Source organism: Luteibacter sp. ME-Dv--P-043b, from assembly GCF_030209605.1.
Classification (GTDB): Bacteria; Pseudomonadota; Gammaproteobacteria; order Xanthomonadales; family Rhodanobacteraceae; genus Luteibacter.
This window is the reverse complement of sequence record NZ_JARVRT010000026.1, coordinates 101,048-123,337: the sequence shown is the minus strand read 5'-3', so window position 1 is coordinate 123,337 and position 22,290 is coordinate 101,048. Positions and strand designations below refer to the sequence as shown.

The following is a 22,290-nucleotide window of genomic DNA, read 5'->3' as shown; positions in this document are numbered from 1 at the left end:
AGCCGTTACCAGCCGATCCCCAGCTCCAGGTGCTCCGGATCCGTCTCGATCAGCGTGGAGCTCTGGTCCGACACATCGTCGTAAGCGAAACCATAAGCCTTGCCATCGATCGCGTGCACGTGCCAGAACCGCGAGTAGTAGTTGGCCGGCGACGCCTGGTAGAACGATGAAGCATCCTTCCAGCGCGAGGTGTCTTCCATCACGTGCCGATTGAAGGCCGCGCAGATCTGCGCTTCCAGTTGGCCCTCGACACCCCACGGGTCGGTCGAGTGCGCCAGCGCACCCTTGCCTTCCAGCACATCCTGCGTGGTCGGCTTGCCGACGCTGAACACCCTGCCCTCCGCTTCGTCAGGCTCGTGCGTCTGCGCCCAGTTGGTATGACGGAAGCTGAGCACGCCGTCGACCACCGATCCCTCGAACTGCTTCGCGCCGATGCTCATCGTGAGGACGTGGTTTTCGTAGTACGCCCACGTCTCGTCGATGTAGCCGTCGAAGTAGTGCTGCTGCGGCTTGCCCACGTCGAACGCGGCCTTGCCGGGCGCCAGCAGGCGGATCGGATCGGCCTCGGTCAGCTGGAACTCGGCGGGCACTTCCTGGTTGTACGCGGCGAAGATCTGCGCGCGGGTCTGGGTGATACCCGAAGCGACGTGGCGGGTCTTCTTGCCACCGTAGACATCGAGCGACAGCGGAAGCGAGAACTGGTCCACCTGCGTCGTGTTGATGAAGATGGCGTCGTCGTTCCAGGTCAGTTCGTACCAGTCGTAATACACCCCGAGGTTCGGATCGGTCGCGTTGAGTGGATTGGGCCCGGCAAATCCGAGGGAGCCGTCCGCCGCCTTGACGATCTTGATGTACATCGGCTCACCGACCGACACGAAGATCCGTGCCGAATCGAGCCTGGGGAGCTTCAGCAGCTTCGTCTGTGCCAGCGTGAAGAAGTAATCGGGATAGTTCTGGCCGTTCTTGCTCAGGTGACCCGCGCCATCGTTGTCTTCAACCCGTACCGGCACCACCGTGCCATCGGGCGTGACCCATGAGAACACCTGCGTCTTCGGGTCGCGGCCGATGATGGCCACGAACACCTTGTCGTCGGTCCATCGCCCGTGGGTCGTGTTGCGCAGCTGCGTGCCGATGAAGCCGGGGTACACGTCGTAATTGAAGCCTTGCGACGGATCGTCGGCCGGCGTCGTGACCGGTGGCTGCGGCTGGACGACGACCGGCGGCGACGCCGCATAGACTTCGAACTCCCACAGCGAGATGCCGTAGTCCGTGCTGCGCGCCGTACTGTAGACCCGCACGTAACGCGCCGTGACCGCGCTGAAGTTCACCCGCTCCACGCCACCCTTGCCCGTGACCGGCGCGGCGGTGGTCGACGTCCATGTCTGGTCGTCGTTCGACACCTGCACCTCGTACGACGTCGAGTGGGCACGCTCCCAGCGCAGGATCACGTGATCGAAGCGTTTGGCCGCGCCCAGGTCGAGACGAATCCACGCCGGGTCCGTGAAACTCGAGCCCCACCGCGTGGTGAAGTCGCCATCCACCGCGCCTGCGGGGGCGAGGTAGCCATCGTTCTCGTTGCCGCTGGCGGTGACCTTTGCGCCTACCGCCAGGTTGACGCCGCCCTGCCCGTCGCCCGGCGTGCCCGGTCCGTCCGGATTGTCGGGCGTCGTGGGCGGCTGGGGCGTGGTGCCGCCGGTGGTGCCGCCGTTCTGCCATGCAGGCGGATCGAACCCGTCCGTGGAGCCTGCGACGGTGAGCAAGGCCAGCGTCGTCTCGGTGGCCAGCCCCTGCGCGCTGATCACTCGCACCTTGTAGGCCACGCCGTTGTCGGCCAGCGACAGGGCGGGCGTCGCATACGTGCCATCGGCGGTGGACGCCACGAAGTCGTCCGTGGGCGTGCCATCGCCCGCCGTGGTGCGGCGGTACCACTGGTAGGACAGCGGACCCACACCTGTGGCAGTGACGGCGAAATGCGCCGAACGGCCCACCCCGGCCTTCTGGGCCACAGGCGCGGCCGTCACGACCGGTGCCGAGACGGTCGCACCCGTCACGCAAAGCGCGTGGGAGGGATTGTTCTCGGCCACCAGACGGTTCGGCGTGCCGTCCGACGCCACCTGCCAGGCGAAGGTCGGGTCGGTGCGATCGTTGGTCGAGGTCCAGATGGTCCACGCGGTGGGGAAAGCACCGCTGGACAGGTTCGGGCCGGCGACGGCCAGGGCCTCGTCGAGCGTCGGCAACCGCGCGCCGGCCGCCTTGCAGTCGGCCATCGCGTTGGACTGCTTGTACTGCGCGCCCTGGTCGGCAAAGCCACGCTGGGCACGCTCCCACACCAGCCCGCTCAGGCGGTCGAGCACATGGTTGGTGTCCTGCAGCGTATACCGGTCGTTGTTGTCGACGCTGCAGCACGTCGGCGAGTCGTACACCTCGAACTCGTAGAGCGAGTAGCCGTAGGCGCTGGATCGCTTGACGCCCTGCATGCGCACGTAGCGCGCCGACACGCGGGCGAAGGTGTTGTCCTCCGTGCCGCCGAGGCTGGTATCGACGACCAGGGCGTCCTTGAAGCCGGTGTCCCTGTCGTTGGAGTACTGCACGCGATACTGCGACGCGTGGGCCGCTTCCCACTTGAGGACCACGCGGTTGAAGGAGCGCACGGCCCCGAGGTCCACCGTGAGCCAGGCCGCGTCGTTGCCCTGCTCCGACGCCCAGCGGCTGGTCTCGTTACCGTCGACGGCGCCGACGCTCGGCGTGCCCTGGGCATTCTCCACGCCGCTGGCATAGGTGACCTTCTCGCGGGCGAGGTTGGCACCCGGCGGCGCCAGTGTCAGTACCGCCGCCTGGCTGGTCACCGCCGCGGCGTCGCCCATGATGTTGCTGACGACGACGGTGTAGCGACCCACGTCGGCCTGGCCCACGGCGGCGAGGGTAAGCGTGGCGGCATCGTCACCCACCGGCGATCCGTCGTGCAGCCAGGTGTAATGGAATGGCGCCGTGCCCGCCACGGCCACGGTGAATTGGGCAGGCTGACCCGGATTGGCGCGCACGTTGCCCGGCTGCGCCGTGATCACCGGCGGACGCGCCGCGTTGACGGTCAACGTCGCCGGAGCGCTCGGCACGCTGCCCAGCGGATTGGTCACCACCACGGCGTAATCCACGTTGCCGTCGGCCGCGGTGAGCACCGGGGTGTCGTAGGTGGACGCCGTGGCCCCCGGGATGGCGGCGCTGCCCTTCATCCACTGGTAGGTGACCTTCGGCGAGCCCACTGCCGCCACACTGAAGTGCGCCTGCTGGCCCACGTCCACCGACTGGGCCGCCGGCTGCTGGGTGATGCTTACCTGCCGTGCCGGGAACACGCGCAGGGCGGCCGGCGTGGACTCGCTATCCCCTTGCGCGTTGTGGACGACGACGGTGTACGTCGTGGCGTCATCGGCCTGCGTGGTGGCCGGCGTGTCCAGTATCGCCGCGTTCGCGGACGGCATCACCTGTCCGTTCTTCTTCCATGTGAAGGTCAGCGGCGGCGCGCCGGTGGCGGTTACCGAGAAATGCCCGGCAAAGCCCGCGGTCACCTGGTCCTCGACGGGGTTGGCGATGATCGACGGCGGTCCGGAGGCGCCCGACGACGGCTGCGGCACGCCGACGATGTCGAACGAGGCGGAACCCGCCGCCAGGCCTGCCGCGCTCGCGGTGACCGTGACGGTGCCGGTAGCGAACCGCGTGCGCAACGCGATTTTCTGCAAGCCACCCTCGAACTTCAGCTCGTGATCGCCGGGCGCGTGGTAGCCGTGCACCGGCTCCTGGCTGCCGTCGGCGTTGGTGGTGTGGCCGCCGGCCCAGTCCACCAGCTGCTGCGTGCCGCCCTGGTAGGACACCAGCGACGCCCCGCTGGTGACGTCGAACGTGACATTGACGTCGGCACCCTCCGGCACCACCACCCCATCCTTGTCGACCACACGCGCCTCGATGAAGGCCGCATCCGAACCGTTGGCCGTGATGGCGAACGCGGTGCCGTCGGGGCGTACCAGCTCCGGCACGACGCGCAGCGCGATGTGGTCCGCCTTGCCGGCGGTCGTAAGGCTGTCTTCCACCGGCGCGCCCTGGGCATCGGCCACCGTGTTGCCCAGCGCATCGATGCACTGCGCGGTGGCCGTGCCGGACTGCCACGGGATGTTCCAGTGCACCTGCCCGGGAAGCTTGGTGGTGCCCTGTGCCTGCGCCGTGCCGATAATGTGGCCGGTCTGCGGATCGGTGCCGGTGTTCTCGACGTTGTAGCTCTGCTCGTCGATGCTGTCCCAGGCGTTGGGCTTCTGGTCCGCGCCCTGCGGCACGCCGTTGACCAGCAGCCGCACGGCCGGGCAGTTGGAAAACGCGTTGACCTGCACATCGCCCGAGCGGTTCCAGTGATGGGCGAGCTTGACTACCGGCCTGATCGCGTACGGCACCCATACGGACTGGTAGATGTAGTAGAGCAGGCGCGGGTAGCGGTTCTGGTCGACCATCGAGCTGCCGATGGAGCGCACGTTATGTACGAACGCTTTCCTGCCGTTCGCGTCGAGGGTGAAGTGCGTGGCGTCTTCCGTGCCTTCGGAAAACTCGATCGTCTCCCCGGGCGTATCGGCGAAGTACCACTGGGCCATGCCGAACGTACCGGCCTTGCGGGCCTGCGAATACGGCACCAGGTAATTCAGCGCAAAGGCCAGCTCGTAGTCGAACGCATGGCGCTGGGAGCCATAGCCCCAGTACTCGGCGCCCCACGCGGGCTTGTTCGGGAACTGGGTCGCGTGCAGGTAGGTTTCGCAACCGGCCTTCGAGCAGCTCAGGATGTCGCCGTTGTTGGCATCGGGCGAGCGGTCGGCCGCGGCACGCGGCGCGATGGCGTCCCACGTACGCGCCAGCGTGCGCAGCTCCTGGGCGAACGGCGTGTACATCTTGCCGTTGTTCGACTCCCAGGCCAGGATGGACGGATGGCTGCGGTCGCGGATGACGATGTCGCGGTGGAGCTCGCGTTTCAGCGTCCACATGTTCGTGCACCGGGTGTTGCCGGCCGCGCAGGGATCGGAAAAACCGTTCTCGCCGTCGCCACTGGGCTGCACGATGAACACGCCGAGCGCATCGGCCGCCTCGACGAACTCGGGGCTGGATGGCGAATGGCCCGGGCGCCACAGGTTGCCGCCCGCCGCGGCCAACTGCTGGAGGTCACGCCATTGCTGCTCTTCGGGTACGGACGATCCCAGCGCCGGATAGTCGTAGCGGCCCGACGCGCCCCAGGTGTATTGCTTCTTGCCGTTGACGTACGGGAAATCCTTGTCCCAGGTGATGACGCGGATACCCAGCGAGCTTTGCTTCGAATCCACCACGGCGCCGTCGATGCTCACCGTATGCACCACCTTGTAGAGGTACGGCCGTCCGTCGGGCGAGTTGTTCGGGAACCACAGCGTCGGGTTGGCGATCATCAACGTCTCGTCGAACACCGGCGTGGCGTCGCCCGGCACCACGTGCGCGGCCAGCGTCTTGTCCTGCTGCTCGCTGACGATCACATTGCCGTTCGCGTCCACGATCTGCGTCGTGAGCGTCACCGTGGCCGGCGTGTCGCGATCGTTGACCACGTTGGTCTGCACGCGTATCAAGGCGGTCTTGTGGTCGGCACTGAGCGACTGCGTGCCGACGTACGTGCCCCAGGTGTTCTGCCCTGCGTACACGTTCTCCGGGATATGCACGAGGTTGGTGACATGCAGCCGGACCGGCCGGAACAGGCCCGCTTCCGACTGGCCGAAACGGAACGCCCCGGAAAAGCCGGGGTCCTGGAAGAACCCGCCGCCACCGCGGCTCACCTTCACCGCGATGACGTCGGTGCCGTCGTACCGGAGCAACCCCGTCAGGTCGACGATGTGCGGCACGAAGCCGACGACGTGCGTCGCGTTGGCGTCGATCTGCCCCGCCTGGTTGAGCACGCCGGTGCCCGGGACGAACTGCCCGTTGACGTACACACGGTCGCCCGTGTGCGCACCCTCGAACTCGACCATGACCTTGCGGCCGCGGTAAGACGCACTGTCCTTCAACGTGGTGCGGTACCAGCTGGTCTCACCATCGAGGCTGCCCTGGCCACCGCCGGACTCCTGGTTGATGAACGTGGTGAAGTCGTTGGCGGCATGCGGGATACCCACCGTCTCCCATGCCGTATCGTCGAAGGTGGTTACGGCACCGGCATCGCCCGCCGGGACCGGGGCATGGCCACTCTGGTTCGCGTATTGCTTGATGTATTTCCACGGCTGCGCGCCGAGGTCCAGGTCGAGCCGGTCGGAGGGCACGACCGTGGCCGCGTTGGCCGTCGTTGCCAGGCAGAGCGCGGCGACGAGCGCGGCCAGCCGTCGATGCCGCGCACGCGTGCGCGCCGCTACGGAGTGAGTCGTCATGCCTGGGATCCCCTGTGGTCGACCCCAGGCGGATCATGGCGACGGCCGTGACCTTGCGCGTGTTGTCTGACAAATATGATGGCACCAATGAAACGGGGTGCTCAATACAGCACAGCGGTCCACGTAGCGCTTATTTCGACGAATATGCTTCAGACGCGAACTGCGTCACACAAGGGCATACCGCCGGCCGGCCCGATCCCGACGCACGACGCTAAGGTGCCCGGCGGGAACGGAGCGTCCCCGTCAGGGCGACCACGGGCCCGCTCGCCATGCCGTGGCAGCACCGTCTGCTAGATTGTCGCGAAGCGGACTCCCAAGGTGGTCCAGGCATGTGTCGAACACGGCCTGCCTCATCGCGGTCCCATGCCTGCCCAACCGTTATCGCCCGAGTGTCTTCATGCCGTCACCTCATCGTTCGCTCGTCATCGTCGTTGCGCTTATCGCCGCCTGCACCAGCGGCAAACGGGATCCCCTGGCTGACGTGCCGTTGGCGCAATGGCGGCAGACGAACGTCGATGCCAGGCACACGACGTTGCCGAACGGACACATCGTGGCCTGGCCGGTGGATGGCGTCCTCGGCTGCTCGATGGAAAGCCCGCCCACATGGCCGACGTGCCTCTATGAAATCGATCGAACAAGCGGCAAGACGCTCTCCGGGGAGGGCTACCACCCTGATCGTTTGAGAGTGCAGCTGGAGCTCGATCCGACCTCTTACCCCGGCATCTTTGCCATGGCCCGCGGGCATTCGGACCAGTGGAAGGAAAGCACGGGCCCGGATCCCAGCCAGAGCACCCCGTACCAGGGCGCGGTGCGAAGCCGCCTGCAAGATCGCCTGGGCGAGCACGCTTACTGGGTGGGTTGCTGGAAGCGATACGACGGTTATCCCTTCGGTTACGGCTGCTCGATGGCCCTCGACCTTGGCGACCAGGGGGCCGCCCTGGTCGAGTTCGAAGCGCCGGAAACCGCCGACGACGTACCAACCGATGCACAGCGTAATGAGGCCCGCGCCATCGCGCAGCACGTCGTCGCGTTGCGCGCCTCGCTGGAGGGCGCTCCTCCGGCAGGTCGCTAACCGTACGAGCAGAAAGTAACGCTGACCACCCTTCCCCATCATGACCAAGGATTCTTCATGCGCAAGCTCACCCTGATCCTCGGCCTGGCCCTCGCGGCGCCTTCAGCGTTCGCAACGGAGGATGTCTCCGTCGGCCCGCAGTACGACACCACCCATGTCTATGTGGCCCCGGCGGATGTCGATGCATTCGTGCAAAGCTTCGCGACCACCTTCGGCGGCAAGTCGACCCGGCAAGGCATCGCTACGGTGACCCCAACCGCGTCGAGCACCTCGACCCAGCTGGTGCAGACCCCGGTCGGTTCGATCTCCGTGTTCGGCTTCCGCACGCCGGTGCCCTACCCGTTCGGGCAGGAGCGCACGGGGTACCTGGTCACCGATGTCGACAAAGCCGTGTCGGCGGCCAACGCACACGGCGCGGCCACCCTCGTCGCACCCTTCGACGATCCGATCGGACGGGACGCGGTGGTTACCTGGCCCGGCGGCGTCAACATGCAGTTGTACTGGCACACGAACAAACCGAACTACCCGGCGCTGGAGCATGTTCCGGAGAATCGTATCTACCTGCCACCGCAGAGTGCGGACGCCTTCATCAAGGCCTTCGTGGCGTTCGCGCACGGCAAGGTCGACGCCGACGAGACGGCACCGGGGAGCGAGGTCGGGCAGAAGGACGGCACGTACCGTCGCGTGCGGTTGTCGTCGCGGTTTGGCAAAGCTGCCGTGCTGGTCACCAACGGGCAACTCGCCTGGCCGTATGGGACGGAGATGACGGGGTATGAGGTCGGCGACCTGGATGCCACGCTGCAGCGGGCGCGGGACTCAGGGGCCAAGGTCGTGGTGGATGCGCATGCGGAAGGCAAGCGCCGGGCGGCGATGATCCAGTTTCCCGGTGGGTATGTGGCTGAGGTGCATACCGCGGGACAGTGAGCCGCTGGATAGAGCGAGCGGCCTGGGCCAGCCGACCGGCCTACTTGCCGGCGCGCTTCTGTAGATTTGCCAGCAACGCCTTGTCGAGGCTGGCCGCCACACCGACGCTGCGCCCCGCCAGATTGGCGACCGAATAATGCACCGAGCTGCCCAGCACCTGGGCCGCCTCGGACAGCGTCAGGCCGTAGTCCTGGGCCAGCCACTTGATCAGGCCGGTCGTGGCCGCGCGCGTCGCCTCGTCGACGGATCCGGCCTGCCCCAGCACCATGAGCTGCGTGGGCGATTCCACGCGCGGCATCGGTACGGTCTTGCCTTTAATCACATCGACCGAGACCTCCACGTCCATGGACGTTTCCAGGGCATACTGGGATGTCTCACCGTCGCCCTGGAGCGCATGGGCATCGCCGAAGTACAGCAATGCGCCGGGCTGGTACACAGGCAGGTAGACGGTGTTGCCCTCGACCACCTGGTTGAAGTCCATGTTGCCGCCGGAGCGACCCGTATCGCCCGTCGACATCGCCGGAGAGCCAAAACCGGGCGCCACCGCCATCCCACCCAGCATGGGCCTTACGGGTACGCTGTAGTGCGAGAGCGCCGGCGTGGGATTCATTGGAGAGGCCAGGCCCTTCTCACGATCCAGCTTCCACCGCACCGGCTTGCCCAGCGCTTGCGCCTCCGCGGCGACCGATCGGCCGAGCGCCGGGCCCACGATGCTGTCCAGGCTGTCGGCATAGTCCCTGTTCAATCGCAGCTGCCGTATGTGCACGGCCAGCGTATCGCCGGGCTCGGCGCCGACCACGTAGAACGGACCGACCTGGGGATTGCCGAACAAGGCCACCGTTCTGCCGTACCGGTCGACGCCACCGGAGTCGATCGTTTGGGTGCGGATGCCATCGCCCGGCCATACGGTGAGCACGGGCGCGCGTGTCGCAGAGAACTCGTTCGAATAATCCCTGGGTGTGAATGAGTACACCCTGGGCGGCCCATCCGGACGCTGCGGCAGCCGATGTCCGATGAACGGGTGACTCACGCGTTTGCCGGGGCTGTTGGTGTCGGGGTCATCGACCACACCGGTCATAGCCGCGCCTGTGATCGTGGCCTTGAGATGGTGGATCGCGTTGCTCGCATCGGTAACGGTGACATCCAACGCGTCACCGCGCCGGGTTCCGACGAGTTTGTCGCCGTCGAATACGCCGGTCAGGGTTTGGCCCTCCTGTGCGAACGTCAGGGTCTGATAAGACGTGTTACCCCATAGGTCCGTCTTTACCAGCCAGGCCTCTTTAGTCGGTTCGGAAGCGCCCACGGCAAGCGGGAGGCAGAGGCAAAAGCCGAGCAAGGCAAGACGAGACGACATGGCTAGCCTTCGACGCTGGTAATGCCGGCACCCTAGCAGTGCCCCTCGGCGCAAGGCATGTGGCGAATGGGCCAGTGACCGCCGTGAAGGCGCCGTCACACTTCGGCGTGCATCCGTGCTTCCGTTCCCCGCGTATCACTAACGACCCAATGACGGGCCGACGGAGAATCTGCCATGAAGACGAATCGCATGAAGACCGCATCGATAGCTGCACTGACCCTGGCCCTCGGCCTGGCCGTCTCGGCACCGGGCTTCGCCCAGAACGCCATGAGCAAGGATCAGACCGTGATGGTTGGCGGCGCGGCGATGTATCCGAGCAAGAACATCGTGCAGAACGCGGTGAACTCCAAGGACCACACCACGCTCGTAGCTGCGGTGAAGGCCGCCGGCCTGGTCGATACGCTGTCCGGCCCGGGCCCGTTCACGGTGTTCGCACCGACCAATGAAGCATTCGACGCCCTGCCGAAGGGCACGGTAGACACCCTGGTCAAGCCGGAAAACAAGGCCACCCTGACCAAGATCCTTACCTACCATGTGGTCTCCGGTCGCTACACCGCCAAGGACCTGATGGCGCTGGTGGCAAAGGGCGGCGGGAAGGCCTCGCTCACGTCCGTCGAGGGCGAGCCGCTGACGGTGATGCAGGCGGGTAACGCGCTTACGGTGACCGATGCGAAGGGCGGTGTGGCCCATGTCACCATCGGCGATGTGCTGCAGTCCAACGGCGTGATCCACGTGGTGGATAAGGTGCTGATGCCGTAATGGCAGGCACCGCATCAGACATCTGCTGACAGTTCACCGGGGCGGCGACGAGTCGCCCCTTTCCTGTTCGGCTGCGGAAGCCGCGACGCGTGGCGCAAGATCACGCTACGTAGCCACATCAGTCCTTCGTCCCCCTCACGATCCGGGCGATGCAGGATCACTTCCCGAAAAGCAGGTATCCGGAACGGCACCTCCGCGAGGCTCAACGGCCAGAGTTCGGCCATCTTGTGCGCCAGATGGCGGTGCATCACCGCGACCCGCTGCGATCCGGCGATAAAGCTGCAAACGCCGGTGAACCGCGGTACGAACAGGACGATCCGGCGTGCTGCAGCGAGCGATGCGAGGGCGGCATCGGGGAACGAAACGTAGCGGGAGCGCCCGAAAGCCACCGCGACATGATCCAGTTCCAGGAACGACTCCTGCGTCATCCGCGTTTGCATGGCGGGATTATCCTTCCATCCCACCACGACGAAGTCATCAGAGAACAGCCGTGCCGCCGTCTGTCCGGGTGCGGGAAAAACGTCCGGCGCGATGACAAGATCGGCCAGCGACGGTTCGGTGGACACGCCGTCCGCGCGTGCCATGACATGAAGCGTCACGCCAGGGGCACGGGACATCACGTCATCGAAAACATCGGCCAACAAGACCTCGCTCACATAATCCGATGCCTCGATGGTGAATCGGCGCATGCACGTGGCCGGATCGAACACGGGTGGCGATACCACCGTCGATTCGATCTGGGCAAGGATGTGCCTGACGGGCTCGACCAGTTGCTCCCCGCGCAACGTCGGGCGCATCCGTCTGCCTTCGACCACCAGCAGCTCATCGTTGAAATAGTCCCTGAGCCTGTTCAGGGCCGCGCTGGTGGCGGGTTGGCTTCGATGCAGGCGTGCGGCCGCTCCCGAGACACTACGCTCCGTCAACAGCGCATCCAGCGCGACCAGCAGGTTCAGGTCGAGTCCGTCGTAACGCATGGGTGCAACCTCTTGAAAGTCGGCGCCGCCGCTATCGCTGGCGCGCCGTGGATAGTTGATATCCAAACAACGAATTTCTCAATTTAGCGCATGTCTGCGACGATTCCTTGCGGATCGATGGAGAACAGGGGCTCCTCGATGCGATGCAAGCCATGCCAGCCCAAGCCAGACCCATCCAACGAGAATCCCCATGCGTTTAATCCCCTCCCCTGTGGCACGCGCCCACTCGTGCCGCCTGCCGCTCAGCGCGCTCGCCCTCGCCGTGCTCCTGACCTGCACGAGCGCTTCCGCCCAGGATGCCGCCCTCCTCCAGGGCCGGATGGCGTTCAAGACCCACGCATCGTCAACGCATCCGTTCGCCAAGGCCACCAGGCAGGCGAAGGTGCCGCAAGACCCCTGGCAGGCACCGGAAGGCACGTCCATCTACCGCATGACAGACGCGGAAGAGCAGCAGGCCAACCAGCTCGCCCGCCGCATGGTGGCAAACCTCAGCTTTGCCCAGAAAGTGGCCTACCTCGGCAGCGACCATTTCGGCGCCCAACCCCAATTCAACCTCCCGGCCCTTACGACGGCGGAAGGTACCGACGCCGTCGCCGCGACAGCGACACCCTCCATCGTGTACCCGTCGGCCGCCTCGCTCGCCGCGACCTGGGATCCCGCCATGGCGGCCGAACGCGGACGGCAGCTCGCGCTCGACGCGAAGATGGGCGGCGTCCAGCTGGTCAACGGCCCGGGGCTCAACATGTATCGCACGCCCTACGGTGGGCGCGAGGCCGAATACCTCAGCGGCGAAGACCCGATCCTGGGCGCGGTGCTGGGCACGTCCTATGTACAAGGCCAGCAATCGGCGGGCGTCATGGCGGAACTGAAACACATCGTCGCCAACGACCAGGAATCCAACCGCACCAATATCAACGAGACGATCGACGAGCGTACGTTGCACGAGATGTACCTCTTGCCTTTCGAAGCCGTGGTCAAGCTTGCGCGACCCAGCGCCATCATGTGCGGCTTCACGTCGGTCAACGGCATCTACAGCTGCGAGAACGGCGCCATCGATCACGACCTCATCGTCGGTAAATGGGGCTTCGACGGCTTCCTGCAGTCCGACTGGGGCGCCATCCACGACGTGGGCAAGGCCATGAAGGCGGGCATCGCCATCGACTCGTCAGGCGGCGCCGCCTACACGGAGAGCGCCATCCGTGCCGCGATCGACGCCGGCACCCTTACCGAAGCGGACCTCGACCAGCGCGTGACCGAGGTCATCCGCCAGCTGCTCTATTACAAGATGGGCCCGAACGTGGGCTCTCCCGCCACACGCACCGTGGCCCCCCGCCCGGAGGGCGAAGCGCTTGCCACGCAGGCGGCGGCAGACGGCATGGTGCTCCTGAAGAACAGGCAGGGGAACTTGCCCCTTGGCACCACCGTCCGATCCGTCGCCGTGCTCGGCAGCTTCGTCGATGGCCCTCCGGCCCGCCCCGTCGGCAGCGGCTGGGCGCCGTATGCGCATTACGTGTCCGAGCTGGCCGGCCTCAAGGCGGCGCTTCCCGCGGGCACGAAGATCGATTACATCACGACGAACTCCCTCGATCCGGCGACCGCCGCACTGGACGAGCCGTGGCAGAGTTATTACTTCACTACGCCCAACTGGCAGGGCAGCCCCGAAGTCATGCGCACGGATAGCCATATCGACTTCGACTGGGCGGCAAGCGACGAACCGGCGTGCGCCACGGGCACCGGCAGCTGCGGCTCGGCGGTATGGACAAACCACCTGACGCCGAAAGTCACCGGCGACTACGTGTTCAAGGTCCATGGCAATGGCCAGATGCAGGTGGTGATCGACGGCAAGCTGGTGGTGCGCACCAACAGCACGCTGGCCACGGGCTCGGGCGCCATCGGCTTCCCGGTACCCGCCTCGGCCAAGGTGCGACTGGAAGCCGGCCAGCGCTACGACATCACCGTCACATACACCAATGAGCCGACCTGGGTCTCGTTCCTGGGCGGCATCAAGGGCGCGCACTTCTCGTTTGCGTCGTTGGCCCCCGATGCTTCGCTGAAGGATTACGACGCCGTCATCGTGTCGGCAGGTCTTGGCAGCGAGTATGAGGGCGAAGGTATCGACCATGAGTTCGCCCTGCCGGACTTCCAGGGCGATCTCATCGCCAACGTCGCCGACGTGAACGCGAAAACCACCGCGGTCATCTATTCCAGCTCCGCCGTGGACCTCCGGCCGTTCAAGTCGAAGGTGGCCTCCCTGCTCTTTGCGTGGTATCCGGGCCAGAACGGCGGCACGGCGCTCGCCGATATCCTGCTGGGCACCATCAATCCGTCCGGCAAGCTGCCCTTGACGATCGACAAGGACGTGGCCGACAACATCGCCGCCGAGAACTTTCCCATGCCCATCAACCACCACGAGGTGGCGGGCACCTATGAACTCGGGTATGACGAAGGCCCCTACTTCGGCTACCGCGGCTACGACCGGATCGGTGTCGAACCGTCGTATCCGTTCGGCTTCGGCCTGTCGTATACCACCTTCAAGTACGGCAACCTGACCGTTTCCGACGGTTACGTCGACGGGCAGCCTTCCGTCGATGTGGCCTTCGATGTAGCGAACACCGGCAAGGTGGACGGCGCCGAGGCTGCGCAGGTGTACGTAGGCGCCACGAATCCTTCCGTGGATCGGCCGGTGCGCGAACTGAAGGGTTTCGACAAGAAGGTGATCAAGGCGGGTGCCACGCAGCATTACGTGGTTCATCTTCCGCAGCGCGCCTTTGCGTATTACGTGACCCGGAATGCGCGGTGGAGGGTGGATGCGGGGCGTTACGACATCACCGTCGGCGCCTCGTCGGCTGACCTGACGTTGCACGCGAGTTACAACTTCCAGAAACCGGTAGTGCTTACGGAACGGGATAGCTTGCCTATCTTTGATCCGGGGTTTGCGAACTAAGACGCCCCCTCGATAGGGACTGCTTGGAGCAACGCCCGCACATGCGGGCGTTGTCTTTTCATCGGGAGGCAGATGCCTTCACTCCATTGATCACTCGTCTCCGGCCTGTCGAAAAAGCAAGGTCTCAAACAATTGCAGCCATGCAGACATGCCGACGTCAGCGGCATCGCACCAGTCACGAATCTGCAAGGCGTCCAATCGGATCGCACCGGTCTCGACCGCCGAAACGAAGGATTGATTGCGCCCGAGCAGGCTACCGAATTCCTGCTGTGACAAGCCGGTTGCCAGGCGAATTTGCCGAAAACTCGCACTCAGTGCCTTGTTTTCCGGACGGTATAGCGATTTCTGTGCCCTCCGGGCGCGGGGCAGCGTTGTTTGTAGGTGCTTCACGCCCATCAGGCTGTTCTTCCGCCTGTCAGCTCTTACGATTGGCGCACTGCAGCGATTGGCCACAGCATTGCAAGATACGGATAAGTTCGTCAGTCTCCGCTCGGGTCATGCCGACGGCCTCGACCGTGACCCGAATCGGCCGTGAGGCAGGCAGAACCATCGCGACCATTCGCCCGCGAGCGGCGAGCGTTGCGCTCACCAGGGTCCCGACACCTAGACGCTCGACTTCCGGCGTCTCTACCAGTGCGAAGGCCTGTGCATACCGGAGGACAGCGACCCCGAGGTTCCGGTCACTCCAGCTCACTTCCAGCACGGTAGGGTTAGGCCTGGCAAGAATTCGATACGGCTCCATGCACTCGTCCCCCTCGTTTCTTCCATGGCCGTTTCGCAACGATTCTTTACTCGCCCCTCGGCGATATTCAATCTTTCAATTTTTGGCGGTACTGACGCCAGGGAACGTGGGCGCCGTGGGTCGGTGGCACCACAGGCAGGGGATGGGCTCGACGGAACCTGATCAGGTTATCGAGTCTTTCCATACATACTTTCAAGGTGAGGCCGGGACGTGGCCCTGGCGGTAGAACCGATATTGCCTATTCGTCCCTTGCCATCCATTGAGCCAGGACATGGTCGCCGTCCAGCCATCCACGAGGACGATTGGCAGCCCACTCAATTTCGCGAGCCTGGGCGTCCGATAGACCACCCCCAGCCAAGGCGTTGATGACGGCTTCTCGCGGCAGGCTCAAGAATCCTGGCTTTTGGAAAAGCAGCTGAAGATCTCTATCGCCCAGCTCATTGAGAATGGACATGAAGTTACGAAGGCGGTTGGTTTGAATTCGATCTTGCCACTCGTCAAGATCACGCGCCGGGGTGTGGCCCTCACTACCCTTTGCGTCATGGCCCCGTTGAAGGCCTCCGGATTGAAGCCCACCCGACATGAATCGCAGGAAATCAGGCCAATTGCCCGTACCGTGATGTGCCTTCGCTTGTTGAACGATCGTTCTGCCGAGCTGCGTAGGTATCCATACACCATAGCCATAGCCGGCAACCAGGCCCTTTCTCGATAAGCTTTCGAAGACCTTATCAGCGACGCCGATATCCGACGACTCGCCGAACCCACACAGCGAAGCCAGCACATGCGCTTCTTGTCCAGGTAACGATTCGAAGTCGAGCGGATACATACGTGATCGCTTCATGGAAAGGTGCCCACGTGGAAGCGTCTCGACGGACTGTTCTTGAATGCGCAGTCCAAAGCATCCTTTCAGCTGCTTCTACGTGGCCGGAGCATAGCCAGACTACCGCCGTGCTACCTCACGCAAGGCGTGAGGTAGCGAAATATTGCGAAATCACGCGTTGACGCTTGTGCACGGCCAACAACGTTTGGAAGAACGCGATCCATCTGAGTCACGCGTCGCACAATGCGTGAAACGCGGTTGTACACGTCATGGCGACCGTGTAGCTTCACGCCGAACCCTATTTTTAAGCGTGCAACACGCCAACGGAGATGAATATGACGCTACCCAAACTGGCGGGTACGCTAGCGGCCATAGCCGCTGCCATGCTTTCCATCGCACCCGTCCGGGCCCAGAACGTCACCATCGAACCGAGCCAGACCTACCAGACCATCGACGGGTTCGGCGGCATGAACGGGGCGGGATGGATATCGGATCTCAGTCCGGCGCAGGTCGATCTGGCTTACGGCAGCGGTGCTGGCCAGATTGGGCTGTCGATCATGCGCATGCGTATCGCCCCATCCAACGCTGACTGGAACCAGCAGGTGCCGTCCGCCGTGCGTGCTCACGCGCTTGGTGCGAAGCTGCTGGCGACGCCCTGGTCCCCACCGGCTTATATGAAGTCGAACAACAGTCTCGGGAACGGGGGCAAGCTGCTGAAGCAGTACTACGCGGCTTATACCAAGCACTTGTTGGATTTTTCGAACTACATGTCCACCCAGGGAGCACCGCTTTACGCCATCTCCCTGCAGAACGAGCCGGACTGGCATCCCGATTATGAATCAGCCGACTGGAACGGCGATGACTTCGTCAACTTCCTCAATGATCAGGGTTCCAACTTCAGCAAACTGAAGCTGGTGGCTGGTGAATCGTTGGGTTTCAACACCACGATCACCGACCCGCTGCTCAACAGCGCGACGGCGGGTCGCTATGTTTCCATCATTGGCGGGCATTTGTATGGCACGCATCCGAAGGAGTATCCGCTTGCGCGAAGCAAGGGAAAACAGCTCTGGATGACCGAGCATTACGTCGACAATATCGACGGTAACGCCTGGCCGGACGCGCTGGATGTGGCCACCGAGTTACACGAAAGCATGCTGTCCAATTACAGCGGTTATATCTGGTGGTACATACGGAGAAGCTACGGTTTGATTAGTGAGAATGGCATGGTCAGCAAGCGCGGCTATGTGATGGCCCAGTACGCTCGCTTCGTTCGTCCCGGTGCCGTACGCATTGGTGCTACCGCTCAACCCTATGCCGACATCGTTACCAGCGCTTACAAGTCGGCGGATGGGAAGATCGTGTTGATCGCGGTGAATACGGGAACGCATCAACGCCAGTTGAAGGTCGACGTTAAAGACGACAGGAATGGTGATTTCGTCAAGTATTCGACGTCGTCGAGCGTCAACGTGGGGTATGGTGGCAAGTACGCTCTAAGTGGCGGGCAGGCTTCGTTTTATGTCGAACCGCAGAGTGTTACGACGTTTGTGCAGGACTGAGAAGCCGAAAGGCCAACCAGCCATGTCAAGCGAAGAAACCTTGGGGGCGGCGCTCCATGCACTTGCCCTTGGTCGCCGCACCGAAGCTTCCACATTGCTCAAAGACGCGCACGGGCTGCACATGGCCCGTGCCCTGCTTACTCTTCTAGCTTCGGACGCGCCGACGGGCGCCTACGACCACGCCAAGGCATTTGAAGCATTCATTCGAAGCGGCGGCAATGTTGCGCTGTACAAAGCTGTGAGTTGCTTTCTCGCCCGGGCCTACGATCGCCACGGCCCCGTCTCGCTCCTGGATATCGGGGTCGGCGACGGGTTGGCACTCATCCCTGCCCTCGCACAGACGACCAACGCACCGAAAGTCATTGATGTCGTAGAACCCAATGCCGAGCTACTTCGCAGTCTTTCCAAACGCGTTGAGCTGCACGGGACGCATGCGGTGGGCTTTGAAGCATTCGCGGAAGACCTGTCAGACGATGACCGGTGGGACATGGCGCAGTCCACGTTTGCCCTGCAGTCGGTTTCCCCGGATGTCCGCAAAGACGCGCTGCGGCGACTGGCGAACCACGTCGACGTGTTGGTGGTTGTCGAGTTCGACCTTCCTGTGCATGAGGCACGGAGTGAAGCACTCTACCGATCACTGGCGCACCGCTACGAACAGGCCGCCCAGGAATGCGGAGAAGACGCCGCCCTTGTAGCCGCCGGTTTTCTCGGGCCGATGCTCTTGGGGCAGCTCAGTGCCGCTACACCATCGAACTGGGAGCAAACAGCAGGCGCCTGGGTAGATGAGCTGACATCGTGCGGCTTTACGGACATTGTCGTCGAGCATATCCATGACTACAGCTGGGCGCCGGCGGTGGGCATCACGGCGCGGTCCGGCCACGCTTAGGACCCTCTCTCCCTTCGACGGCCGACGCTACGACACCGGCCAACGCGACGTCCGTAAGCAAGTGATCGATCGATAAACGTCAGTGTCCCGAGGACCTGGAGAAAACCAACGCGGCTTGTTGCCATGAAGACGGAAGCAGCCCGGTTCACAGCAAGGGTATCCGGCCAATGATACCGTCTGCAGCATGCGAACCATCGAAGGATTTGGTCATGACTGCCCCGCTTTCCGAGCTATATACCGACTACCTCGCCTGCCTCAATACGCAGGATTGGGACAACCTCGCTCAATTCGTGGCCCCTGACGTCGTTCACAACGGCCGCCCCTTGGGATTGGCTGGCTATAGACGGATGCTGGAGGAGAATTTCAGGGACATTCCCGACCTGCAATTCGTGTCCGAATTGCGCGTCGCCGGGCCTCCCATGCTGGCAGCCCGACTGGCATTTGACTGCACGCCCATCGGCGACTTTCTTGGCCTACCCATCCATGGGAAGCGCGTCGCCTTCGCGGAGAACGTCATCTACGCCTTCGAGAACGGAAGGATCCGTGAGGTCTGGTCCGTCATTGACAAGGACGCCATTGAGGCTCAGCTACATGCGGATATAAGGAATCCAGGCCACTAAATAACAGGCGGTGCCGTCGTCCATCGGTACACCGGGCAGGGTGAGCCACACACCATCCTGCATCACGTAGTTCTGGCGTACCGCCACATCAATATTTTTTCCACCGCTTCCTGAATGCGGCTGCCAGCGCGCTTGGCACCCCATGCGTCGCGGATGCGAGAAATGACCTCATCGGTGTGCACGGGTCCCTCGATGCCCACGACATCCACTGCGAGTTGGGTGAGGATGCCGGTCGGGGTCTCGTGGATGTCCTCGGTCCGATGCGCTGGCCGTGCGCATTCGCTTCCGCATAACGGTCAAAAGCGAAGTCACCCTCTTCCGCCCTCGCCTCACGTTCGATGGCGGCGGCCGCGTCTGCCTGCTCCCTTGATAGGACCTCTTCGGCGACACGTTCGTCGAACGCGGCGCGTGCCGCATCGATCTGTCGGCAGACCCGACGTTCCGAACACCTCTTGACCGCCCGTTGTGGACCGAGCCGGCCGCATGGCGGACGGATGTGTCCGCTGGCCTGGAGCACGACAGATCCGCAAGGCACTTTTCACGGCGCGAGTCCATGCCATGCGCATGCCCATGACGCCGCGGCCCCGCTTGACTACCCAACTTGCCCAATGTCCACGAATTGACACATCGGGCCGTCATAGTTCGCGCCGCGGCCCCTCGTCCGAGCGGCCGACGCCCGTCCATCACTTGTTTCAGGCCGATCGCACCGGTCGTTTAGACATACCAAAGGCCTCACGCATGAAATTCATCCATCGAGGACACATCGGTCTCCTTTTGCTCGCCACGACCACGCCGACGCTCGCCATGGCTACCGAGCCGTCGAGCAGCGACGTCACACCGCAGGTGTCGCAGGAAGATCACGGCGATGCCGCCCCGCCGAAGCCGGCGAACGACCACGAAGGACCGAAGGCCAGCCAGTTGGACACCGTCCAGGTCACGGGCAAGGCCGTAGGTTTCACCAACACCCAGATCCCGAAGGATGTCCTGAAGTTCGAGCCACCGCTCAGCAGCGTCACCGACGCGGTCAACATGGCACCTGGCGTAAACATTACCCAGGGCGGCGTGTTCGACAGCGACGACTACTCCACGGGTATCACGTTGCGCGGTTTTACCCAGGACCAGTTGGGCTTCACCATCGACGGCCTGCCGAACGGATCCGCCGGCTATGGCGGTGGCTCGAAGCCGAACCGCTTCCTGGACAGCGAGAATCTGGGCGCGGCAAGCGTGTCGCAAGGCACGGCCGACATCGGCTCGCCATCCCTGCAGGCGCTGGGAGGCACCCTGAGTTACGTGTCCAACGACCCCGCCAAGGTAGCCGGCGTACGGGTCGATGAGTCGATCGGTCAGTGGAATGCGAAGCGCACGTTCGCGCGCTATGACACGGGCGCTCTGTTCGGCGGCAGTACCTATGGCTACATCAGCTACTCCAACACGCATAACAACCGCTGGATCGGGCATGGCAAGGCGGACAATGGGCATACCAGCCGCGACCACGTGGACGCCAAGCTGGTCACATACGCCACCGATCGCCTGACGATCACTTCGCGTGTGTCGTGGGACAACAGTTACGAAAACAACTACAACAGCGTCACCAAGGCGCAGTTTAACGACGATCCGAATTACGACTTCTTGACGACCCGCTGGACGGGAGACCCCAACACCGATCAGCAATACGTCAATGCATGGAACACCAAGCGCAAGAATGGGCTAGCGGGCGTCAAGTTCGACTACCAGGTCAATGACGATGCAGATGTCAGCTTCTATCCGTACTACCATTTTCAGGAAGGCTACGGCGGATGGATGCCTCCCTATCAGCTCTATGCGAGCGATGCGGACGGCGGGCTGGTAAATCGGTATCCCGCCGAGGGCGCCGACTTCGTGGACGCGTATTATCGTTCCCCGGATGGCACCGCCCTGGCCCAGCCCAAAGGTTGCGCCAATCCCTACGACGCCAGTTGCTATCCCGCCGGTTCAAACCCGATCAACAGCTTCCGTGCGAGCACCTACAAGAACAACCGATACGGGTTCCTGCTGAACGGCCATTGGGATATCGGTGGCAACCATCTGTATGCCGGCACCTGGCTGGAAGACCAGGACCGCCAGGCCGGACGCAAGTGGTACGCCGTGCTCGATACGGCGGCCTCATGGCGTTACGCGGGAAAGCCCTATTTCCTGCAGTTCGACGACAAACTGAAGACGGATACGCGCAAGCTCTTTCTTCAAGACAACCTGACCCTGGGTCCGATCGACGTGTCCCTCGGCGTGAGCAAGTACCTCGTGAACATCTCCGGCGACGACCTCATCGCTGGCAACCGTTTTGCCGAGAAGGATTTCAATTCCGACATCCTGCCGTCGGCCGGCGCCGTCTGGCACATCGATCCGCATTCGCAGGTCTATGCCAGCTATACCAAGAACTACGCACCTCCCTCGGACAGCGTCGTACAGGCGGCCGACGACGGCACCGACATCCGCTCAGTGAAGCCGGAAACGTCGTCAAACATCGACCTCGGCTATCGCTACCAGACCGATAGGTTGCAGGCCAGCATCGCCCTCTACCACGTCCGCTTCGCCAATCAGATCAACGAGATCACGCCTGAGTCCGAGTACACCCGCATCAATTATACCGTGGGCACCGAGGGGACCTACATCAACGTCGGCGGCATCGAATCCAAGGGCATTGAAGGACTGCTCAACTGGAGCATCGTCCCCAAGGCGCTCGATCTTTACGTGTCGGCGACGCTCAACCATTCCACCTACCTGCAAAGTATCAACGGCACAGAAAAGGGCAACAAGGTCACGGGCCAGCCGGGACGCATGCTCGGCGTGGGCCTGACTTATCACAACGATAACTTTCACGCCGGACTCTCCGCCAAGTACGTAGGTGATCGGTACGGCACCCTGGATAACAGCGAGAAGATGAATCCCTACACCGTCTTCGATGCAAACGTCGGCTACCACTGGGATCTTGCCGGAAAGTACGCCTTGGGCTCCTGGCTGAAATCGATGGACTTCAGCCTCGCCGTCACCAACTTCACCGACAAGCGTTACCTGGCAACGCTCGGCGACGACTCCACGCCTGGCTATTACTACATCGGCGCCCCTCGCACCGCCGTGCTGACGGTGTCGGCCCAATTCTGAAGCGAGGCTCAGTGCGCGCGCCACGCGTGCTTTCAGAAAAAAAAGGAGGGGGCGACCAGCCGCCCCCTCCTCTAGATAAATGTATTGCATGGTT

12 protein-coding genes and 1 pseudogene are annotated in these 22,290 nt (G+C 63.5%); 8 read left to right on the top strand and 5 right to left on the bottom strand.

The window, feature by feature from the left end:
- Nucleotides 1-5 precede the first annotated feature (5 nt).
- On the bottom strand, nt 6-6,407 hold the full coding sequence (locus QRN34_RS14610) for a beta-1,3-glucanase family protein (protein WP_285405490.1): 6,402 nt from the start codon (nt 6,405-6,407) through the stop codon (nt 6-8).
- Between the two features lie 397 nt (nt 6,408-6,804).
- Between QRN34_RS14610 and QRN34_RS14605 the strand changes: the two genes are divergently transcribed.
- Entirely contained in the window at nt 6,805-7,479 is a 675-nt protein-coding gene (locus QRN34_RS14605) for a hypothetical protein (RefSeq protein WP_285405488.1), read from the top strand.
- Nucleotides 7,480-7,536: 57 nt separating this feature from the next.
- Nucleotides 7,537-8,403 carry a glyoxalase gene (locus tag QRN34_RS14600; RefSeq protein ID WP_285405486.1) on the top strand — a complete coding sequence of 289 codons (867 nt, stop codon included), beginning with the start codon at nt 7,537-7,539 and terminating at the stop codon, nt 8,401-8,403.
- 40 nt (nt 8,404-8,443) lie between these two features.
- Here QRN34_RS14600 and QRN34_RS14595 read toward each other — a convergent pair whose 3' ends face one another.
- Nucleotides 8,444-9,706, bottom strand: a complete 1,263-nt coding sequence (locus tag QRN34_RS14595) for an acetamidase/formamidase family protein (protein ID WP_285405484.1) — start codon at nt 9,704-9,706, stop codon at nt 8,444-8,446.
- 342 nt (nt 9,707-10,048) lie between these two features.
- Between QRN34_RS14595 and QRN34_RS14590 the strand changes: the two are divergent.
- Nucleotides 10,049-10,516 (top strand): annotated as a pseudogene (locus QRN34_RS14590) (fasciclin domain-containing protein); the annotation flags it as partial.
- 14 nt (nt 10,517-10,530) lie between these two features.
- On the opposite strand, the gene QRN34_RS14585 reads toward QRN34_RS14590, so the two are convergent.
- The gene (locus QRN34_RS14585) at nt 10,531-11,556 is read right to left on the bottom strand and encodes a LysR family transcriptional regulator (RefSeq protein ID WP_285405482.1); all 1,026 of its coding nucleotides are present in this window, start codon (nt 11,554-11,556) and stop codon (nt 10,531-10,533) included.
- Nucleotides 11,557-11,680: 124 nt separating this feature from the next.
- On the opposite strand from QRN34_RS14585, the gene QRN34_RS14580 reads away from it, so the two are divergent.
- Nucleotides 11,681-14,434 carry a glycoside hydrolase family 3 C-terminal domain-containing protein gene (locus QRN34_RS14580; RefSeq protein WP_285405480.1) on the top strand — a complete coding sequence of 918 codons (2,754 nt, stop codon included), beginning with the start codon at nt 11,681-11,683 and terminating at the stop codon, nt 14,432-14,434.
- A gap of 90 nt (nt 14,435-14,524) precedes the next feature.
- On the opposite strand, the gene QRN34_RS14575 is transcribed toward QRN34_RS14580, so the two are convergent.
- A complete protein-coding gene (locus tag QRN34_RS14575) occupies nt 14,525-14,830 on the bottom strand; it encodes a helix-turn-helix transcriptional regulator (protein WP_285405478.1) in 306 nt (101 codons plus the stop codon).
- A 584-nt stretch (nt 14,831-15,414) separates the two neighbouring features.
- Nucleotides 15,415-16,002 (bottom strand): hypothetical protein, encoded by a 588-nt coding sequence (locus QRN34_RS14570; RefSeq protein WP_285405476.1) that lies wholly within the window; start codon nt 16,000-16,002, stop codon nt 15,415-15,417.
- A 377-nt stretch (nt 16,003-16,379) separates the two neighbouring features.
- Here QRN34_RS14570 and QRN34_RS14565 point away from each other — a divergent pair, with 377 nt between their 5' ends.
- From QRN34_RS14565 to QRN34_RS14550, 4 genes are all read left to right on the top strand, one after another.
- A complete protein-coding gene (locus tag QRN34_RS14565; protein ID WP_285405501.1) occupies nt 16,380-17,552 on the top strand; it encodes a glycoside hydrolase family 30 beta sandwich domain-containing protein in 1,173 nt (390 codons plus the stop codon).
- Nucleotides 17,553-17,574: 22 nt separating this feature from the next.
- Nucleotides 17,575-18,438, top strand: coding sequence for a class I SAM-dependent methyltransferase (locus QRN34_RS14560; RefSeq protein ID WP_285405474.1), 864 nt, complete (start codon nt 17,575-17,577; stop codon nt 18,436-18,438).
- Nucleotides 18,439-18,647: 209 nt separating this feature from the next.
- Nucleotides 18,648-19,058, top strand: a complete 411-nt coding sequence (locus QRN34_RS14555) for an ester cyclase (RefSeq protein WP_285405472.1) — start codon at nt 18,648-18,650, stop codon at nt 19,056-19,058.
- Nucleotides 19,059-19,616: 558 nt separating this feature from the next.
- Nucleotides 19,617-22,196 (top strand): TonB-dependent receptor, encoded by a 2,580-nt coding sequence (locus QRN34_RS14550; protein WP_285405470.1) that lies wholly within the window; start codon nt 19,617-19,619, stop codon nt 22,194-22,196.
- The last annotated feature ends 94 nt before the right edge of the window (nt 22,197-22,290 follow it).